Below are 17,697 nucleotides of genomic sequence, written 5' to 3'. Positions count from 1 at the left end.
GATATCTATCCTTCGTCACATGGAGACGCAGCCCGGCGCACGCACCCCCCTCGTGGACCCCTTCGGTCGCGAGGTCGAGGAGTGGCTCCGGGACGCGCCGACGACGCGCACGCCCTACCTCGCGGACCTCGTGGTGCCGCCGGTCACCGGGCCCGTGCAGCGTCCGGACATCGAGGTCGACACGGCTCCGGCGGACGCGGAGGCGACCCAGCCCGACCCGATCGACGAGGAGCCGGTCGACGAGGCGCCGGCCACCGTCGCCGCCGAGGCTGCCGTCGCACCCGAAGCCACCTCCTTCCGCCGCCGCGACCGTGCCCGCCACGTCGCCGCCTGCGCACCGTCGTTCCCCGAGCCGCCGGAGCGTCTCGCCCTGCGCATCGAGGACCTGGCCGTCGAGCTCTCCGCAGCCACCGGACGCACCACGGTCGAGCGCATCGTGCTGCTCGAGGACGAGGTCCGCCGTCGTGACGAGGACCTCGCCCGCCTCGCCGCCTGGGAGGCCACCGTCGCCCACCTGGACGACGCCGAGGTCGAGGCCGCCCGCGCCTTCGCGCACACCGTCTTCGCCGACCTGCTCGCCGACGCCGCTGCCGAGGCAGACCGCCGTGACCGCGCCGCCGCCCGTCGCGCCGCGACCGCGCCCGTCCCGACGCCCCTCCGCGACGCCCCGGCCCGTCCGGACGCGCGAGCCGTCGTCGCGCCGACCGTGTCCGCGCACGTCTCGACCGGCCGGTCGGTCGCCGCGGTAGCCGAGCCCGTGCGCCCGGTGCTGTCGCTGCCCGTGGTCAGCCCGGTGTCCGCGAACACCCGCCCGACCCCGCTCGTCCAGCCCGCGACCGGTCCCACCGTGATCGACCGCGCCGCCTTCGCTGCCGCGCTCACGGCCCACGCCGGCACGACGGCGAGCACACCCGTCGTCCTGCCCGAGGCGGTCGCGCTGCCGGCCGCACCGGAAGCGTCCGACGCCACGGTCGACGAGCAGGCGTCCGACGCCCGCCCGGGCTGGTGGTCCCGGTTCGTCGCCCGGCTCCTCGGGCTGTTCGGCCGCTGATGACCCAGGCGCCCGTGCCTGCCCGGGTCCCGGTGCTCGGCCGCCAGCGCGCTCGGTAGACTGACGGGATGCCGACGCTCCGCGAACTCCAGGCTGTGATCGAGGACCTGTGGCCCGCCGCGGGAGCGGAGTCCTGGGACAGCGTCGGACTCGTCTCCGGCCGCGCCGACCAGACGATCGAGCACGTGCACCTCGCCGTCGACGCCGTGCCCGCGACCGCGCACGAGGCGGTCGAGGCCGGCGCCGACCTGCTCCTCACGCACCACCCCCTGCTCCTGCGCGGCGTGACGACCATCGACGAGTCGACCGTCAAGGGGAACGTCCTCGCGACCCTCGTCCGCGGCGGCACGGCCCTGCTCGCGGCACACACCAACGCCGACGTCGTGACGACCGGCACCTCGGCGGTGCTCGCCGACCGACTCGGACTGGTCGACCAGCGTCCGCTCGAACCCGGTGCCGACCCCGCGACGGGCCTCGGCCGCGTCGGGACCCTGCCCGTGCCGACGACCCTCGGTGCGCTCGCCCGCGCCCTCGTCGACCTGCTGCCGCCGACCGCCACCGGTGTCCGGGTCTCCGGCGACTTCGACCGGCCGGTGCGCACCGTCGCGCTCTGCGCCGGCGCGGGGGACTCACTGCTCGGCAACCCCGCAGTCCGGACCGCCGACGTCTACGTCACGAGCGACCTCCGGCACCACCCCGCGTCCGAGTTCCGCGAACAGGCACTGCTCGGCGACGGTCCGGCCCTGGTCGACACCTCGCACTGGGCCACCGAGTGGCTCTGGCTCGACGTCGCCGCCGAGCAGCTTCGGCGCGCCGCCGGGGTCCGCGTCACCGTCAGCGAGCTCCGCACCGACCCGTGGGACTTCACCGTCCTGCCCGCGGCCGACCCGGTCGCCCCCACCACCCCCGCCCCCGAAGGAGACCGACCGTGAAGGCAGCACCCGAGGACCAGGTCGTCCTCCTCGACCTCCAGCGCCTGGACAACGACGTCACGCGCCTGACGCACCGCATCACCGCCCTGCAGAAGGGTGACCGGCTGACCGAGCTCGGCACCACCGCCGCCGGACTCCGCGCCGAGCTCGCCGCCGCGACCGGCCGGGTCGAGGACGCCGAGCGCGACCTCGCCCGGCTCGAGTCGGACACCGCGACCGCGCAGGCCCGGATGACGCGCGACACCACCATGCTGCAGAACGTCTCGAACGCGAAGGACGCCGCCGGTCTGCAGAGCGAGATGGAGTCGCTGCAGCGCCGCATCGGCGACCTCGAGACGGCCGAGCTCGAGGTGATGGAGCAGCTCGACGTGCACCGCGCCCGGGTCGGCGACATCGAGGCACAGCTCGCCGACGTCGAGGCCTCGCGCGCCACCCTGGTCGCCGAGCGCGACACCGAGATCGCCCGCGTCGAGGCCGACCGCGACGCCGCGGTGCAGAGCCGTGCCGCGGTCGCTGCGAAGGTCCCCGCCGACCTGCTCGCCCTGTACGACCGGCAGCGGGCACGCTACGGCTTCGGCGCCTCCCTGCTGCAGGGCGGCGTGTCCACGGCGTCCGGCGTGACGCTCACCAACTCGGACCTGCAGACCATCCGTCAGGCCGCGCCCGACGACGTCGTGCTCTGCCCGGACAGCGACGCGATCCTGGTGCGGACCGCCGAGTCGGGACTGTAGCCAGCGCGACCACGCGACGGACGGGAGGCACGGTGCCAGCGGGCACCGTGCCTCCCGTCCGTCATGTGCGCGCATGCGCACGTCCTGTGTGGTCTGTGTGCGAACGGTGGTCTGTGTGCGAACGGGCCGGCCGTACGCCGGGTTCTGTCCCTCCTCGCGGAGGTGACGGCCATCTCTCTCGGACCGACGTTGCCGTCGGCCTCCAGCGGTCCACCCGAGGACTCAGCGAGCAGCCTCGTCGTCCTCTGTCTGACCTTGCTCCGGGCGAGGTTTACCGAGCGGATCCGGTCACCCGGACCCCTGGTGGTCTCTTACACCACCGTTTCACCCTTACCGACGTCGCCGCCGGCGGTCTGCTTTCTGTGGCACTGTCTCGCGGATTGCTCCGGGTGGGTGTTACCCACCGCCCTGCTCTGTGGAGCCCGGACGTTCCTCGGCACTCCCGGGGGAGTGACGCGACCGTCTCACCGACCCGTTCGCCCTCCGAGTCTACCGGCCGTGCGCGCCGGTCCCTGCGCCGGGCCGCCGAGCGTGCCACTTCTGTCGCGCTCGACGCCCGTCCCCGACCGGTACCGCCCGTTCGGCGCACCACGCGCGGCGTGTCCTGCGCGTTCGGCGCGCGACCCGCGTCCGCGCCCGCGCTCAGCGCTGCTGCGACCGCGCGGCCAGGGTCGCAGCGCCGATGATGCCCGCGTTGTTGCGCAGGGTCGCGGGGATGATCCCGGCCTGCAGGTCGAGCAGGGGCAGGAACTCCTCGTGGTGCTTCGACACCCCGCCGCCGACGACGAAGAGCTCGGGGGAGAGCAGCGCCTCGAGCGTCGAGTAGTACTTCTGCAGCCGCTTCGCCCAGTGCTTCCAGCTCAGCTCGTCCCGCTCCTTCGCCGCGAACGAGGCCCGCGACTCGGCGTCGTGCCCGTCGATCTCCAGGTGCCCGAGCTCGGAGTTGACGATGAGCACGCCGTCGTTGATGAGTGCCGTGCCGATCCCGGTGCCGAGCGTCGTGACGACCACCAGGCCCTCCTTGCCCTTCGCGGCACCGAACTGCTGCTCGGCGAACCCGGCGGCGTCGGCGTCGTTGACGAAGTGGATGGAGCGGCCGAGCTCCTTCTCGAAGAGGGCCTCGGCCTCGAACCCGATCCACTTCTTCGACACGTTGGCGGCCGACATGGTCTTGCCGTCGCGGACGATCGCCGGGAAGCAGACCCCCACCGGCACGTCCGCACCGGGGGCGAGCTCGTCGAGGATGGACTTGGCCACGGCGACGATGTCGTGGGGCTTGCCGCCCTCAGGGGTCGCCTTCTTGATCCGGTCGGTCTGGAGATCACCGGTCGTCACGTCGACGATCGCGCCCTTGATGCCCGTACCGCCGATGTCGACGCCGACTGCGAGAGAGGTCATGGGGATGGTGCCTTTCAGGAGACGGTGAGGAGTTCCGCGCCGCGCTCGGTGACGACGAGGGTGTGTTCGAACTGGGCGGTCCAGGACTTGTCGCGCGTCGACACGGTCCAGTCGTCCGACCAGATGTCCGCGTCGATCCCGCCGAGCGTGAGCATCGGTTCGATCGTGAAGACCATGCCCGGCTCGATGACCGTGTCGTAGTGGGGCGCGTCGTAGTGCGGGATGATCAGGCCGGAGTGGAACGCGCGTCCGACCCCGTGGCCCGTGTAGTCGCGGACGACCCCGTAGCCGAAGCGCTTCGCGTAGGCCTCGATGGCCCGCCCGATCACGTTCACCCGGCGGCCGGGGGCGACGGCCTTGATGCCGCGTTCGAGCGCGGTGCGGGTGCGGTCGACGAGGTCGCGGACCTCCTGCGACCCCTCGCCGACGATGAACGTGCGGTTCGTGTCGCCGTGCATGCCGTCCTTGTAGGCGGTGACGTCGATGTTGACGAGGTCGCCCTCCTGCAGCACGGTGTCGTCCGGGATGCCGTGGCAGATGACCTCGTTGAGGCTCGAGCAGAGCGACTTCGGGTACCCGCGGTACCCGAGCGTCGACGGGTACGCACCGTGCGACACGACGTACTCGTGGCCGATCCGGTCGAGCTCGTCGGTGGTGATGCCGGGGCGGATGGCCGCACCGACGGCGTCGATCGCCTGCGAGGCGATCCGCCCGGCGACACGGATGCGCTCGACCTCGTCCGGGGTGTACGTGTCGCCGAGGCCGTGCTCGTGCGGCTCGGCCCGTCCGACGTACTCGGGGCGCTCGATCTCCCGGGGCACCGCCCGCTGCGGGGAGATCCGGCCGGGGGTCAGGTGTCCGTGTGCGTCCCGGGGCATGCCGACCACTCTATCCGCGCGTGGCGCGCCCCCGTCGCGCCCACCGCGCCCGTCGCGCCCGCCGTGCGACCGGGTGAGACTCGTGCTGGCGGACGGGACTCGCGCTCCGACAGGCGAGTCCCGTCCGCCAGCGCGCGTCTCGGGACGGCCATCCGAGCGCGCGCGGCCCCCCCCGACCGGCGTGGTCGGGACACAACCGCCTGGAGGCCCGGTGCCGGTCCGGCCGGCCGGCACCGGGCCTCCAGGCGGTCGCCGTGGGTGCGGGGCGCGGCGGTGCCGCTCCGATCTGCCGGAGCGGCACCGACCTCACGGGCGCAGCGACACCTCACGTCGCGCAGACGGCGTGAGGTGTCGCTCAGCCCGAAACCCCCCCCAGGCCATGCGCAGCCGCGCCGCGCGGCCGCGCAGCCGCGCGCCGCCGCGCCCGGCCCACCCGGGCCGCGCGTGGGTACGGTGGCGCCATGAGCGACGAACGCATCGAGTCCCAGTGGTGGTTCAACGAGAAGACGCACGCCGTCGAGCAGGGCCCGCAGTCCCCGCAGCGCGACCGCATCGGCCCGTTCGAGACGCGCGAGGAGGCGCAACACGCCCTCGACCGCATCGAGGCGAACAACGAGCGTTGGGACGACGAAGACCAATAGGCTGAGCATCCCAACTGCTCCACGGAAAGGGCGTCAATGGACAAGCAGACGGACTTCGTGCTCCGCACCATCGAGGAGCGCGGCATCAAGTTCATCCGACTCTGGTTCACGGACGTCATCGGGACGCTGAAGTCAGTGGCGATCGCCCCGGCCGAGGTCGAGGGCGCCTTCGCCGAGGGCATCGGGTTCGACGGCTCCGCGATCGAGGGCCTGACCCGCTCGTACGAGGCCGACGTGCTCGCGCACCCGGACCCCTCGACGTTCCAGATCCTGCCGTGGCGCGGGGAGATCGACCCGACCGCGCGGATGTTCTGCGACATCACGACGCCCGACGGGCAGCCCGCCGTCGCCGACCCCCGCAACGTTCTCAAGCGCACGCTGGCGAAGGCGAGCGACCGCGGCTTCACGTTCTACACGCACCCCGAGATCGAGTTCTACCTGCTGAAGAGCCGTGACTGGAAGGACGGCGGCCCGCAGCCCGTCGACCGCGCCGGCTACTTCGACAACGTCCCCGGCGGCAGCGCGCACGACTTCCGCCGCCGGTCCGTCCGGATGCTCGAGGACCTCGGCATCTCGGTCGAGTTCAGCCACCACGAGGCCGGCCCCGGTCAGAACGAGATCGACCTCCGGTACGCCGACGCCCTGACGATGGCGGACAACATCATGACGTTCCGCACCGTCGTGAAGGAGGTGGCGATCGAGCAGGGCGTCTACGCGACGTTCATGCCGAAGCCGATCTCCGGGCAGCCCGGCTCCGGCATGCACACGCACGTGTCGCTGTTCGAGGGCGACCAGAACGCGTTCTACGAAGCGGGCGGCGAGTACCAGCTCTCGCAGACCGCGAAGCACTTCATCGCGGGCGTCCTCCGCCACGCGCCGGAGATCACCGCGGTCACGAACCAGTTCGTGAACTCGTACAAGCGCCTCTGGGGCGGCGACGAGGCCCCCTCGTTCGTCACCTGGGGCCACAACAACCGGTCGGCGCTGCTCCGCGTGCCGCTCTACAAGCCGAACAAGGGCCAGTCCGCCCGGGTCGAGTACCGCGGCATCGACTCCGCCGCGAACCCGTACCTGGCGTACTCGCTGCTCCTCGCGGCCGGGCTCAAGGGCATCGACGAGGGCTACGAACTCCCGCCGGAGGCCGAGGACAACGTCTGGAGCCTGTCCGACGCCGAGCGCCGCGCCCTGGGCTACAAGCAGCTCCCGGCGAGCCTCGACCACGCCCTCGGCCTCATGGAGGACTCCGAGCTCGTGGCGGAGACGCTCGGCGAGCAGGTCTTCAACTACGTCCTGCTCAACAAGCGCCAGGAGTGGAAGGCGTACCGCGACCAGGTCACGCCCTTCGAGCTCGACACCAACCTCGGCGCGCTCTAGCAGCCCGACCCGGAGCACCACATGACCGGTCGGACGAGGACGTCCCGTTCCGAGATGGCCCGGTTGGGCTTCGCGGAGCTGTCGGAGAGCCTGGAACGGATCGCCGGCCTGGAGGCACGGTTCGGCCCCGACGTGCGGGTGCCGGTCAGCGACGCCCCGGCCCTGTGGGAGTCGACGGCCGACCCGGACGGCGCGCTGCGCGCGCTCGAGCGGCTGCTCGAGCGTGCCCCGGACCAGGTCCGGCCGGTCCTGGCCGACGAGGCCGCGACCGAGCGCCTGGTCCGGCTCCTCGGTGCCTCGGTCGGCTTGGGGGAGTTCCTGCTCCGTCGTCCGGCCGAGACCGCGCTGCTGCTCGACCCGGTGACGGCGCCGTGGACGCAGGAGGCGTACGAGGCGTCCCTCGCCGAGGCCGTCGACGGCACGATCGGGGAGGACGCCCGACTCCGGCTGCGCGTCCGGTACCGCCGACACCTGGCCCAGATCGCGCTCTTCGACGTGCTGCACCCTGCACCGACCGAGGCGTTCCCGGCGGTCGCGGCGGGACTCGCGGACCTGGCCGGTGCCGCACTGCAGACGGCGGTCGACGTCGCCCGGCGCGAGGTCCCGTTCCCCGCGGCCGACGTCGCCGCGACCCCGCTCGCCGTCATCGCGATGGGCAAGGCCGGTGCGCGCGAGCTCAACTACGTCAGCGACGTCGACGTCATCTTCGTCACCGAACCCACGCGCGACGACGACGCGGACACCGGCGTCGGGACAGACCGCGCGGTGCTCATCGCGACTCGGCTGGCGATCGCGGCGACGCACGCGATCACCGACCTCTCCGCCGAGCCGGCCCTGTGGGAGGTCGACGCCAACCTGCGCCCGGAGGGCAAGGACGGCGCGCTCGTCCGGACGCTCGACTCGCACGTGGCGTACTACGAGCGCTGGGCGAAGGGGTGGGAGTTCCAGGCGCTCCTCAAGGCCCGGCCGATCGCGGGCAGCCGGGACCTCGGTGCGCGGTACGCCGCCTCCGTCGCCCCGTTCGTCTGGAGCTCGGCCGGCCGACCGGGGTTCGTCGAGTCCGTGCAGCGGATGCGTGAGCGGGTCACCGAGCACATCCCGGACGCCGAGGTCGACCGGCAGCTGAAGCTCGGGCCCGGCGGCCTGCGCGACGTCGAGTTCACCGTGCAGCTGCTGCAGCTCGTGCACGGGCGGGACGACGAGAGCGTGCGGGTGCGCTCGACGCTCGAGGCGATGGACGCCCTGACGGCCGCCGGGTACGTCGGTCGTCCCGAGGCCGCGCGCTTCGGTCCCGACTACGCCCTGCTGCGGCTCCTCGAGCACCGCATCCAGCTCCGGCGGCTCCAGCGCACGCACCTCATGCCGAGCGACGAGGAGGAGTTGCGTGTCCTCGCCCGGTCGACGGGCCTCGCGACCTCGGCCGCCGCGCTCGAGCAGCGCTGGCGCGGCGTCAAGCTCGAGGTGCGAGGGCTGCACGAGCGGTTGTTCTACCGACCGCTGCTGTCCGCCGTGGCCGCGACCGACGGCGAGATCGTGCTGACGAGCGACCAGGCGGCCGACCGGCTCGGGGCGATCGGGTTCGCGGACCCCGCCGGCGCGCTCGGGCACATCCGCGCGCTCACCCAGGGCACGAGCCGGCGCGCCACGATCCAGCGCAACCTGCTCCCGGTGCTCCTCCGTTGGATGGCCGAGGGTCCGGCACCGGACCGGGCGCTGCTGGCCTTCCGCCGGCTCAGCGACACCCTGGGGGAGTCGAGCTGGTTCCTCCGGATGCTCCGGGACTCGTCCGGCGCCGCACACTCCCTGACGACCGTGCTGTCCGAGTCGGCGTTCCTGGCCGGGCTGCTCGAACGCTTCCCGGAGGCCGTTGCCTGGCTCGACGAACCCGAGGCGCTCCTGCGCCCGCGGCCGCTCGAGTCGCTGCTCGCCGAGGTCACCGCGACGACCGCCCGGCACGGGGACGACGTGGACGGTGCCGCGGCGCTCGTCCGCTCCGCCCGCCGCCGTGAGACCCTGCGCCTCGGCATGGCCGCCGTGCTCGGGCACCTCGACGTCGACGCCCTCGGACCCGCGCTGACCGACGTCACCGAGGCCACGCTCGCCGGCGCCCTGACCCTGGCGCGCCGGGACGCCCCCGACGGGCTCGAGTTCGGGATCATCGCGATGGGTCGCTTCGGCGGCCGGGAGCTCGGCTTCGGCTCGGACGCCGACGTGCTCTACGTCCACCGGGCACCCGAGTCGCTGCCGAGCGAGCAGGCATCGCGCGCGGCGCAGGCGATCGTGCGCGAGGTCGCACGACTCACCGACGACGCGATCCACCCGTTCGACCTGGACATCGACCTGCGCCCGGAGGGCAAGAACGGGCCGGTCGTCCGGACGCTCGACTCGTACGGCGCCTACTACGCCCGCTGGTCGCTCACGTGGGAGGCCCAGGCGCTCCTCCGCGCCCGGGGATCCGTGGGGGACACGGCGCTCCTCCGCGACTTCGAGCACCTCGCGGACCGCACTCGCTACCCGCAGCGCATCGACGAGCGCGAGGTCCGCGAGGTCCGCCGCATCAAGGCCCGCGTGGAGTCGGAGCGGCTGCCCCGGGGCGCGGACCCGGCCCGCCACCTCAAGCTCGGACGCGGGTCGCTCAGTGACGTCGAGTGGTTCGTGCAGCTCCTCCAGCTGCAGCACGCGACCGACGTCCCGGGGCTCCGGACGACCTCGACGCTCGAGGCCCTGGCCGCCGCGACGGACGCCGGGTTCATCGGGCCGGAGGACGCCGAGCGCCTCGGGGCCGCCTGGCGCTTCGCGTCGCGGACCCGCAGCGCGCTGGTGCTCTGGTCGGGGAAGACGACCGACGTGCTGCCCGTCGACCGGGTGCAGCTCGAGGGCGTCGCGCGGCTCATGGAGTACCCGCCGGGTTCGGCGTCGCAGCTCGAGGACGACTACCTCGGGGTCACCCGGCGGGCCCGCCAGGTCTTCGAGCGCGAGTTCTACGGCGCCTGACACGGCGTCGCACCGACCGCGACACGCCCGGGCCGACACGTTTCGGCGCAAGGTGACGTGTCGTCGAAAGTGAATTCGCGATGTCGCGCGACGTCCCCCGTCGTTGCCCGCGGTGTACCCCGTCAGCTCCCGCAGGGGGGATCGTGACCGCACCGTGACCAGAGTCGTCCGGACCGTGTCGGGGAACGTTCCCGCGGATACCCCCGAACAGGGGTGACCACCTGCTGACCGGGGGTTCTTCGTCGAGGTGCACCGTGCCTCCCGGTCGTCTGGCGACCACGTCGTGACGTGCCGCCCGCGTGGACCGGTCCACCCTGTTGCTGTCAGCAGCAGTGCGGACACGGGTGCGACCTCAAGAGGAGGACATTCATGTACCCCGTAACCTGCCGGAAATGCCCCCGGACGGGGGACGCGTTGCGAGGACGTCCAGGTTCTGTCTCAATGAGGTCACCCGAACCGGCCCAAGGTTCCTCGATGGAGCGGAATCCCCACCTCGAACGTTGAAGCAGGGATCGATGTTCACCTTCATTCTGCAGATCCGGCAGATGGTCGAAGGGCATCCCGAGTTCTACCTGTTCGCCGTGTACTCCGCGGTGATCTGGTTGCTCTGGTTGCTCAAGGTCGTCCTGTCCGCCCGCTACCGCCCCTACACCGGCACCTTCACCGGCACGACCAGCGTGGTCGTCCCCGTGGTGGACGAGCCGATCGACCTGTTCCGTGACGTGATCGGCCGCATGGTCGAGCAGCGCCCCGGCGAGATCATCGTCGTGATCAACGGCGCCCGGAACGCCGCGCTCGAGGCGGTCTGCGACGAGTTCGCCCCACTCGTCCGCTGGACCCACACGCCCATCCCGGGCAAGCGCAACGCGGTCAAGGTCGGCACCGAGATGTCCACCGGCGACATCACCGTGCTCGTCGACTCCGACACCGTCTGGACCGACGGCACGCTCGAGGAGCTCCTCAAGCCCTTCGCCGACGACTCGGTCGGTGGCGTGACCACCCGCCAGCGCATCCTCGAACCGACGCGCTCGTGGATCACCCGCTGGGCGGACTGGCTCGAGAACTCCCGCGCGCTGTACTCGATGCCCGCGCAGAGCGTCCTCGGCCAGATCGGCTGCCTGCCCGGACGGACCATCGCGTTCCGCCGGAGCATCCTCGTCCGGGTCATGGACCGGTTCATGCACGAGAAGTTCATGGGCGTGTTCCTCGAGGTGTCCGACGACCGGACGCTGACGAACCTGACGCTCAAGGAGGGCTTCCGGACCGTCTACCAGTACACGTCGCTCGTGTACACGGACGCCCCGCTGCAGGTGAAGAAGCTCTTCAAGCAGCAGCTCCGCTGGGCCCGCGGCTCGCAGTACAACACGCTGCGGATGCTGCCGTGGATGCTCGGCCACGCGCCGATCCTTGCGGTCTTCTTCCTGACCGACATCATCCTGCCGTTCATGCTGTTCGGCGTCATCGCCGGCTGGATCTACCGCGGGCTGACCGGGCAGGGCGAGAACCTGTACCAGGGCATCCTGCAGCAGTACGGCTTCTCGACGGGCTTCCTCTACGTCGCCGGCCTGATGGTCGTGTCGAGCGTGTTGAGCATGGCGATCCGGCAGATGCGCCACCTCGCCGAGAAGCCGAGTGACTTCTTCCGCCTGCCGATGTTCATCATCGTGTCGACGTTCTTCCTCATGCCGATCCGGCTCATCGGCTTCTTCCGCCTGGCGCACGCGTCCGGCTGGGGGACCCGGGCCGGTGCCTACGCCGGCGGGCCGATGGAGGAGGACCCGGCGCAGCCCCAGGGCGCGCTCGGCTCTGCTCCGGTGAGCCCCGTGGACGCGGCCCTGCCGGCGGCCGTCGACCCCGACCAGGCCGCGGCCGACCGAGCCTTCGACGAGATCTTCGGCACGGAGACGGCGTCCGGTGCCACGGGGTCCGGAACACTCCCGGGCACCGCCACCGGGTCGACCGCGACCGTCCTGACCACCCGGCGCGCGGCCGCCGCCGCTGCTCCGGCCGGTACCGCGTCGTCCGCCGCCCGACCCACCCCGACGAAGACCCGTCGCTACAACCCCTACGCGGCGATCCCGTACTGCATCGGGTTCGCGATCTTCGCCCTGGAGGCGTTCCTCATTGTCTGACCTCATCCGATCCACCAGCACGTGGTGGGCCCAGTCCAGCAAGCACGCCCGTCGCACCGCGATCGGGACGACCGCGATCGTCCTCGTCCTCGGTCTCATCACCTGGACCGTGTGGGTGTCGCCCTCCGGTCCGGTCTCCACCGCCGTCAGCGAGGCGCTCGGTGTCACGCCGCCCGCCGCGAAGAAGGTCTCCGCGACCGAGCTGCAGACGAAGCTCACGGCAGCGCAGAAGCAGGTCTGGGCGCTCCAGGGCAAGCTCGACTCGTCCAGCGCCCAGGCCGGCTCCCGCGCCGAGGAGATCGCGAAGCTCAAGCAGCAGATCGCCTCGCTGCAGTCCGACCTCGGTGCTGCGAAGAGCGCCGCTGCCGGGTCCGCCGCGGCAGCGGCTCAGGCTGCGGCTGCGGGGAAGAAGGGCGGCTCCGGCTCCGGCTCCGGGACCGGCGGCTCCGGCTCCGGTTCTGACGGCGCGCACGGTGGGAACGCCGCCGCGCCGAACACCGGTCCCTCGAAGGACCCGGTGACGACCGAGCCGATCAGCACCCCGTCCAAGGCGCAGGTCCTCGAGCAGCAGTCCCGGTGGTACGGGCTGTACACGACGCAGGCGCCGTTCAACTGGTCCGAGTACGACCGCGTCTCGCAGGAGGTCGGCAAGGCCACGAACATGGTCGGGTTCTTCCAGGGCTTCGACCAGGACTTCAACCAGACCGCGGTCCAGCGCTCGTGGGCGAACGGCCGCCTGCCGATGATGACGTGGGAGACCGTCCCCGCGAAGACCGGCAACGACCAGGCCTTCGTGCCGGGCTACACGAACCAGGACGTCGTCTCCGGCAAGTTCGACGCCTACCTGACGAAGTACGCCCAGGACCTCAAGGCGAACGGGATGCCGCTCGTCATCCGGCTCGACCACGAGATGAACGGCTCCTGGTACAACTGGTCCGAGGGGACGAAGCAACAGAACGCCGCCGGCTCCTACGTCGCGATGTGGCAGCACGTCTGGAACGTCTTCCAGGCGAACGGGGCGAACGACTACGTCATCTGGAACTGGTCGCCCTCGCGCATCGACAAGCTCGGCAACCCGAAGTACCAGACGCTCGACTACATGGGGCAGTACTACCCGGGCGCGCAGTACGTCGACTGGGTCGGGATGTCCGGCTACTACCGCACCGCCACCGAACAGCCGACGTTCCAGACGACCTTCGGTGCCACGCTCGCGCAGATCCGGAAGATCGCCCCGGGCAAGGGCATCGTCCTCAACGAGATCGGCGCGACCGAGACCGGCGGCACCGTGACCGACAGTCAGAAGTCCCAGTGGATCACCTCGCTGTTCGACGCGCTGGCGGACCCCGCGAACCGGGACATCATCGGCTTCGCGTACTTCAGCCAGGTCGCCACGACCATCGTCGACGGCACCAGGACCACCAACGACTGGCGCCTCGACTCCCGCGCCGACAGCCTCGCGACGTTCGTCAAGGGCATCGCACGCAACGACATCGACTACGACCTGCAGGAGGTCTCGAAGTGACCGCTCCGAAGAAGGAAAGCACCCCGTCCGCCGACACCCGTCCCGCACCGGTGATCAGCGTCATCGGCACCGGGTACCTCGGCGCCACCCACGCGGCGGCCATGGCCGAGATGGGCTTCGAGACCATCGGCGTGGACGTCGACCCCGCGAAGCTCGCGGCACTGTCCGCCGGCGAGGTCCCGTTCTACGAGCCCGGCCTGCCCGAGCTCATCACGAAGCACGTCGCCACCGGCAAGCTCCGCTTCACCGCCTCGATCGCCGAGGCCGTCGCTGCCGCCGACGTCCACTTCGTCTGCGTCGGCACCCCGCAGAAGGCCGGTTCGCACGCCGCCAACCTGTCCTACGTCGAGAGCGCCACCCGCGGCGTCGCCGAGCACCTCACCCACCCGGGGCTCATCGTCGGCAAGTCGACCGTCCCGGTCGGCACCGCCGAGCGTCTGCGCGGCATCGTCCGCGAGTTCACACCCAGCGGGATCGACGCCGAGCTCATCTGGAACCCCGAGTTCCTCCGCGAGGGCAAGGCCGTCGACGACACCCTGCACCCGGACCGCCTGGTCTGGGGTGGTGCCTCCGCCGCGGCCGACGCCGTGATCCGCGAGGTCTACGCCGCACCGATCGCCGAGGGCACCCCGGTCATCACGACCGACCTCGCGACCGCCGAGCTCGTGAAGGTCAGCGCCAACGCGTTCCTCGCGACGAAGATCTCGTTCATCAACGCGATCTCCGAGATGTGCGCCATCACCGGCGCCGACGTGACGACGCTCGCGGACGCCCTCGGCCACGACGCCCGCATCGGCCGGAAGTTCCTGAACGCCGGGCTCGGCTTCGGTGGCGGCTGCCTGCCGAAGGACATCCGCGCGCTCATGCACCGCGCGAACGAGCTCGGTGCCGGCCGGGTCGTCGGCCTCATGCAGCAGGTCGACGAGATCAACATGGGCCAGCGCGAGCGGGTCATCGACATGACGATCGACTCCCTCGGCGGGTCCGTCCTCAACCGTCGCGTGGCGGTCATCGGCGCGGCGTTCAAGCCCCTCACCGACGACGTCCGCGACTCGCCAGCACTCAACGTGGCGGCCGCCCTGCACCTGCGGGGCGCCCAGGTCACGCTCTGGGACCCGGAGGCGAACGAGACCGCCCGCCGCTCCTTCCCGACCCTGACGTACGCCGGGTCGAAGGAGGCCGCGGTCGAGGGTGCCGACGTCGTCCTCGTCCTGACGGAGTGGGACGACATCACCGGCGCCGACCCGGTCGCCCTCGGCGCGTTCGTCGGCCGTCGCGCGGTCATCGACGCCCGCAACTGCCTCCCGGTCGCCGACTGGGTCCAGGCGGGGTGGTCCGTCCGTTCCCTGGGACGTCCCACGCCGGTCACGGGTGCACCCGTGAGCCCCGCGGCGGGTGCCGCCGACGTGCTGGCGACGGCGCGCTAGGCGTCCACCGCCCCGAGACGGGGCCCGTGCCGGGCCGGCGCGGGCCCCGTCTTCGTGCGCGCTGGCGTGCGTGCGGCGCGCGCGGCGCGCGGGGTGCGCGCGGTGCCGTCCCGCGCGTCGGGTGCCGTTCCGCGCGTGGGAGGCCGATCCGCGCAAGGTGGGTCGTTCCTCCCGGCCTGCAATGCGCGATTCGGCATCCCATAACGGGTGCTATGGGCAGGAACGCACATGGCGACCGGCCTGGAGGCGCGGCGTGCGTCCGCCAGGCCGCCCCGCGCCTCCAGGCTGGGTCGCCTCCGTGTACCACCTGCCGGACGGTAAGCGCCGGCACACAGAAGGGCCCCGCACCGAGTCTCGGTGCGGGGCCCTTGGACCTGCGGATCAGACGCCGAAGTACAGCTCGTACTCGAACGGGTGCGGACGCTGCGCGAGCGGGAGGATCTCGTTCTCGCGCTTGTAGTCGATCCACGTCTGGATGAGGTCCTCGGTGAAGACGTTGCCCTTCGTGAGGAACTCGTGGTCCGCCTCGAGCGCCTCGAGCGCCTCGTCGAGGGAGCCCGGCACCTGCGGGATGCCCTTGGCCTCCTCCGGGGGGAGCTCGTAGAGGTCCTTGTCGACCGGCTCGTGCGGCTCGATGCGGTTCTGGATGCCGTCGAGGCCCGCCATCAGCTGCGCGGCGAAGGCGAGGTACGGGTTGCCCGAGGCGTCCGGCGCGCGGAACTCGATGCGCTTGGCCTTCGGGTTCGTGCCCGTGATCGGGATGCGGATCGCGGCGGAGCGGTTGCCGGCCGAGTAGACCAGGTTGACCGGGGCCTCGAAGCCCTTCACCAGGCGGTGGTACGAGTTGATCGAGGGGTTGGTGAACGCGAGCAGCGCCGGGGCGTGCTTGAGGATGCCACCGATGTACCAGCGTGCGAGGTCGGAGAGGCCGCCGTAGCCGTTCTCGTCGTAGAACAGCGGCTTGCCGTCGTTCCAGAGCGACTGGTGGGTGTGCATGCCCGAACCGTTGTCGCCGAAGAGCGGCTTCGGCATGAACGTGGCGACCTTGCCCCACTGGTCGGCCGTGTTCTTGACGATGTACTTGAACTTCAGGATGTCGTCCGCGGCGTGGACCATCGTGTCGAACTTGTAGTTGATCTCCTGCTGGCCGCCGGTGCCCACCTCGTGGTGCGAGCGCTCGAGCTCGAAGCCCGCCTCGATCAGCTTGAGCGTGATGTCGTCGCGCAGGTCAGCGGTCTTGTCGACCGGGGAGACCGGGAAGTAGCCGCCCTTGTACGGGGTCTTGTTGGCGAGGTTGCCGCCCTCTTCCTCGCGGCCGGTGTTCCAGGCGCCCTCCTCGGAGTCGACCGAGTAGAACGACTTGTTCTGGGTGACCGAGTAGCGGACGTCGTCGAAGATGTAGAACTCGGCCTCGGGGGCGAAGAACGCGGTGTCCGCGATGCCGGTCGAGGCGAGGTACTTCTCGGCCTTCTTGGCGACCTGGCGCGGGTCACGGCCGTAGATCTCGCCGTTCCGCGGGTTGTAGATGTCGAAGATCATGATCAGCGTGCGCTCGGCGCGGAACTGGTCGATGTACGCCGTCGTCACGTCCGGGATGAGCTGCATGTCCGACTCGTGGATCGATGCGAAGCCGCGGATCGACGAACCATCGAAGAGCTGGCCGACGGAGAAGAAGTCCTCGTCGACCGTCGACGCCGGGATGTTGAAGTGCTGCTGGACACCGGGCAGGTCCGTGAACCGGATGTCGAGGAACTTGACGTCCGTGTCCTTGATGAAGGCGAGCACCTCGGAGGAATCGCTGAACATGTGTGTCGATCTCCTGGGGGTATGGGGGATGTCTTCGAGTGCCACCGGGTGCACCCTCCGACGAGGCTATTGACACCGAGTTTCCCGGACATGACTGCATTGTTTCGCGCGTGTTACGTCCCGGGGGTCGCCTACGCTGGAGGCATGGCTCCCAGCACCACTCCGCCCTCCGCCGCCGCCCCGAACGCCGGTGGCGCGCACCCGGACGGGTGGCCCGGGAAGGACCTCGGTCTGCCGGAGGAGGGGCCGCGGAGCGTCGGTCGCATCGGCCGACGCATCGTCGCGCTGCTCATCGACGGTGTGCTCGCGGACCTCGTGGCGTTCGTGACCGGTGTCTGGTCGCCGGTCGCAGGGTCCGGGGACATCACGCACACCTGGATCCAGCTCGCCATCTTCGCGGTCCTGCAGGTGCTGTTCATCTGCACGTTCTCGGGGTCGTTCGGGCACCTGTGCGTCGGGCTGCGGGTCGTGCCGATCCGCGGCGGGTACGTGGGTGTGTGGCGCCCGGTGGTCCGGACGCTGCTGCTGTGCATCGTGGTGCCGGCGCTCATCATCGACCGGGACAGCCGGGGTGCGCACGACCGCATCGCGGGGACGGTGCTCGTCCGGCGCTGACACGCGGCAGGCGCGGTTCCGGCACGGGCGCGGCTCCGGGACGGGCACGGTTCCGAAGCGACGATGGAGCAGAAGACGTCGCATTCCCCGGTCTTGGCGTCAGGGGGTGGTTGCAACACCTTGAGTTCGAGGTGGTGGCGTGGGGTGTTTCTTCGCGAGCAGCAGCAGGTGTTCTGGTCGGCGATCCGGTCGGGTG

At 71.2% G+C, this 17,697-nt stretch carries 13 protein-coding genes and 1 other RNA gene; 10 read left to right on the top strand and 4 right to left on the bottom strand.

Annotated features, from left to right (window positions below; genetic code table 11):
- The first annotated feature begins 19 nt into the window (after window positions 1-19).
- The 3 genes from DEU32_RS12835 to DEU32_RS12825 all read left to right on the top strand — a co-directional run bounded on the left by DEU32_RS12835 (window position 20) and on the right by DEU32_RS12825 (window position 2,714).
- Complete coding sequence (locus DEU32_RS12835; RefSeq protein WP_114850901.1) at window positions 20-1,051, top strand: hypothetical protein; 1,032 nt, start codon at window positions 20-22, stop codon at window positions 1,049-1,051.
- A 68-nt stretch (window positions 1,052-1,119) separates the two neighbouring features.
- Window positions 1,120-1,983, top strand: a complete 864-nt coding sequence (locus DEU32_RS12830; protein WP_114850900.1) for a Nif3-like dinuclear metal center hexameric protein — start codon at window positions 1,120-1,122, stop codon at window positions 1,981-1,983.
- Window positions 1,980-2,714, top strand: coding sequence for a zinc ribbon domain-containing protein (locus DEU32_RS12825; RefSeq protein ID WP_114850899.1), 735 nt, complete (start codon window positions 1,980-1,982; stop codon window positions 2,712-2,714). The genes DEU32_RS12830 and DEU32_RS12825 overlap by 4 nt, the downstream gene beginning before the upstream one ends.
- Window positions 2,715-2,832: 118 nt before the next feature.
- Here DEU32_RS12825 and rnpB read toward each other — a convergent pair.
- From rnpB to map, 3 genes are all read right to left on the bottom strand, one after another.
- An RNA gene (gene rnpB / locus DEU32_RS12820) (RNase P RNA component class A) lies at window positions 2,833-3,189 on the bottom strand.
- A 167-nt stretch (window positions 3,190-3,356) separates the two neighbouring features.
- Window positions 3,357-4,112, bottom strand: a complete 756-nt coding sequence (gene ppgK / locus DEU32_RS12815; protein WP_114850898.1) for a polyphosphate--glucose phosphotransferase — start codon at window positions 4,110-4,112, stop codon at window positions 3,357-3,359.
- 14 nt (window positions 4,113-4,126) lie between these two features.
- On the bottom strand, window positions 4,127-4,990 hold the full coding sequence (map, locus tag DEU32_RS12810; RefSeq protein ID WP_114850996.1) for a type I methionyl aminopeptidase: 864 nt from the start codon (window positions 4,988-4,990) through the stop codon (window positions 4,127-4,129).
- 461 nt (window positions 4,991-5,451) lie between these two features.
- Between map and DEU32_RS12805 the strand changes: the two genes are divergently transcribed.
- The 6 genes from DEU32_RS12805 (at window position 5,452) to DEU32_RS12780 (ending at window position 15,080) form a co-directional block, all read left to right on the top strand.
- Window positions 5,452-5,631 carry an SPOR domain-containing protein gene (locus DEU32_RS12805; protein WP_114850897.1) on the top strand — a complete coding sequence of 60 codons (180 nt, stop codon included), beginning with the start codon at window positions 5,452-5,454 and terminating at the stop codon, window positions 5,629-5,631.
- A gap of 36 nt (window positions 5,632-5,667) precedes the next feature.
- Complete coding sequence (locus tag DEU32_RS12800) at window positions 5,668-7,005, top strand: glutamine synthetase family protein (protein WP_058741328.1); 1,338 nt, start codon at window positions 5,668-5,670, stop codon at window positions 7,003-7,005.
- A 21-nt stretch (window positions 7,006-7,026) separates the two neighbouring features.
- Complete coding sequence (locus tag DEU32_RS12795) at window positions 7,027-9,999, top strand: bifunctional [glutamine synthetase] adenylyltransferase/[glutamine synthetase]-adenylyl-L-tyrosine phosphorylase (protein WP_114850896.1); 2,973 nt, start codon at window positions 7,027-7,029, stop codon at window positions 9,997-9,999.
- Between the two features lie 515 nt (window positions 10,000-10,514).
- A complete protein-coding gene (locus tag DEU32_RS12790; protein WP_114850895.1) occupies window positions 10,515-12,131 on the top strand; it encodes a glycosyltransferase family 2 protein in 1,617 nt (538 codons plus the stop codon).
- Window positions 12,124-13,653 carry a glycoside hydrolase family 26 protein gene (locus DEU32_RS12785; RefSeq protein WP_181819289.1) on the top strand — a complete coding sequence of 510 codons (1,530 nt, stop codon included), beginning with the start codon at window positions 12,124-12,126 and terminating at the stop codon, window positions 13,651-13,653. Before DEU32_RS12790 ends, DEU32_RS12785 begins: the two co-directional genes overlap by 8 nt.
- The gene (locus tag DEU32_RS12780; RefSeq protein WP_114850893.1) at window positions 13,650-15,080 is read left to right on the top strand and encodes a UDP-glucose/GDP-mannose dehydrogenase family protein; all 1,431 of its coding nucleotides are present in this window, start codon (window positions 13,650-13,652) and stop codon (window positions 15,078-15,080) included. Before DEU32_RS12785 ends, DEU32_RS12780 begins: the two co-directional genes overlap by 4 nt.
- Window positions 15,081-15,461: 381 nt before the next feature.
- Here the strand turns inward: DEU32_RS12780 and glnA are convergent, their stop codons facing one another.
- A complete protein-coding gene (gene glnA / locus DEU32_RS12775) occupies window positions 15,462-16,886 on the bottom strand; it encodes a type I glutamate--ammonia ligase (RefSeq protein ID WP_058741323.1) in 1,425 nt (474 codons plus the stop codon).
- Window positions 16,887-17,030: 144 nt separating this feature from the next.
- On the opposite strand from glnA, the gene DEU32_RS12770 reads away from it, so the two are divergent.
- Window positions 17,031-17,501: an RDD family protein gene (locus DEU32_RS12770; protein ID WP_114850892.1), complete on the top strand. Its 471-nt coding sequence runs from the start codon at window positions 17,031-17,033 to the stop codon at window positions 17,499-17,501.
- The last annotated feature ends 196 nt before the right edge of the window (window positions 17,502-17,697 follow it).

It is taken from the genome of Curtobacterium sp. AG1037 (genome assembly GCF_003349855.1).
In the GTDB taxonomy this organism is placed as follows: domain Bacteria; phylum Actinomycetota; class Actinomycetes; order Actinomycetales; family Microbacteriaceae; genus Curtobacterium; species Curtobacterium citreum.
Note: the sequence above shows the minus strand (reverse complement) of the source record. Positions and strands in the feature narration are given on the sequence as shown.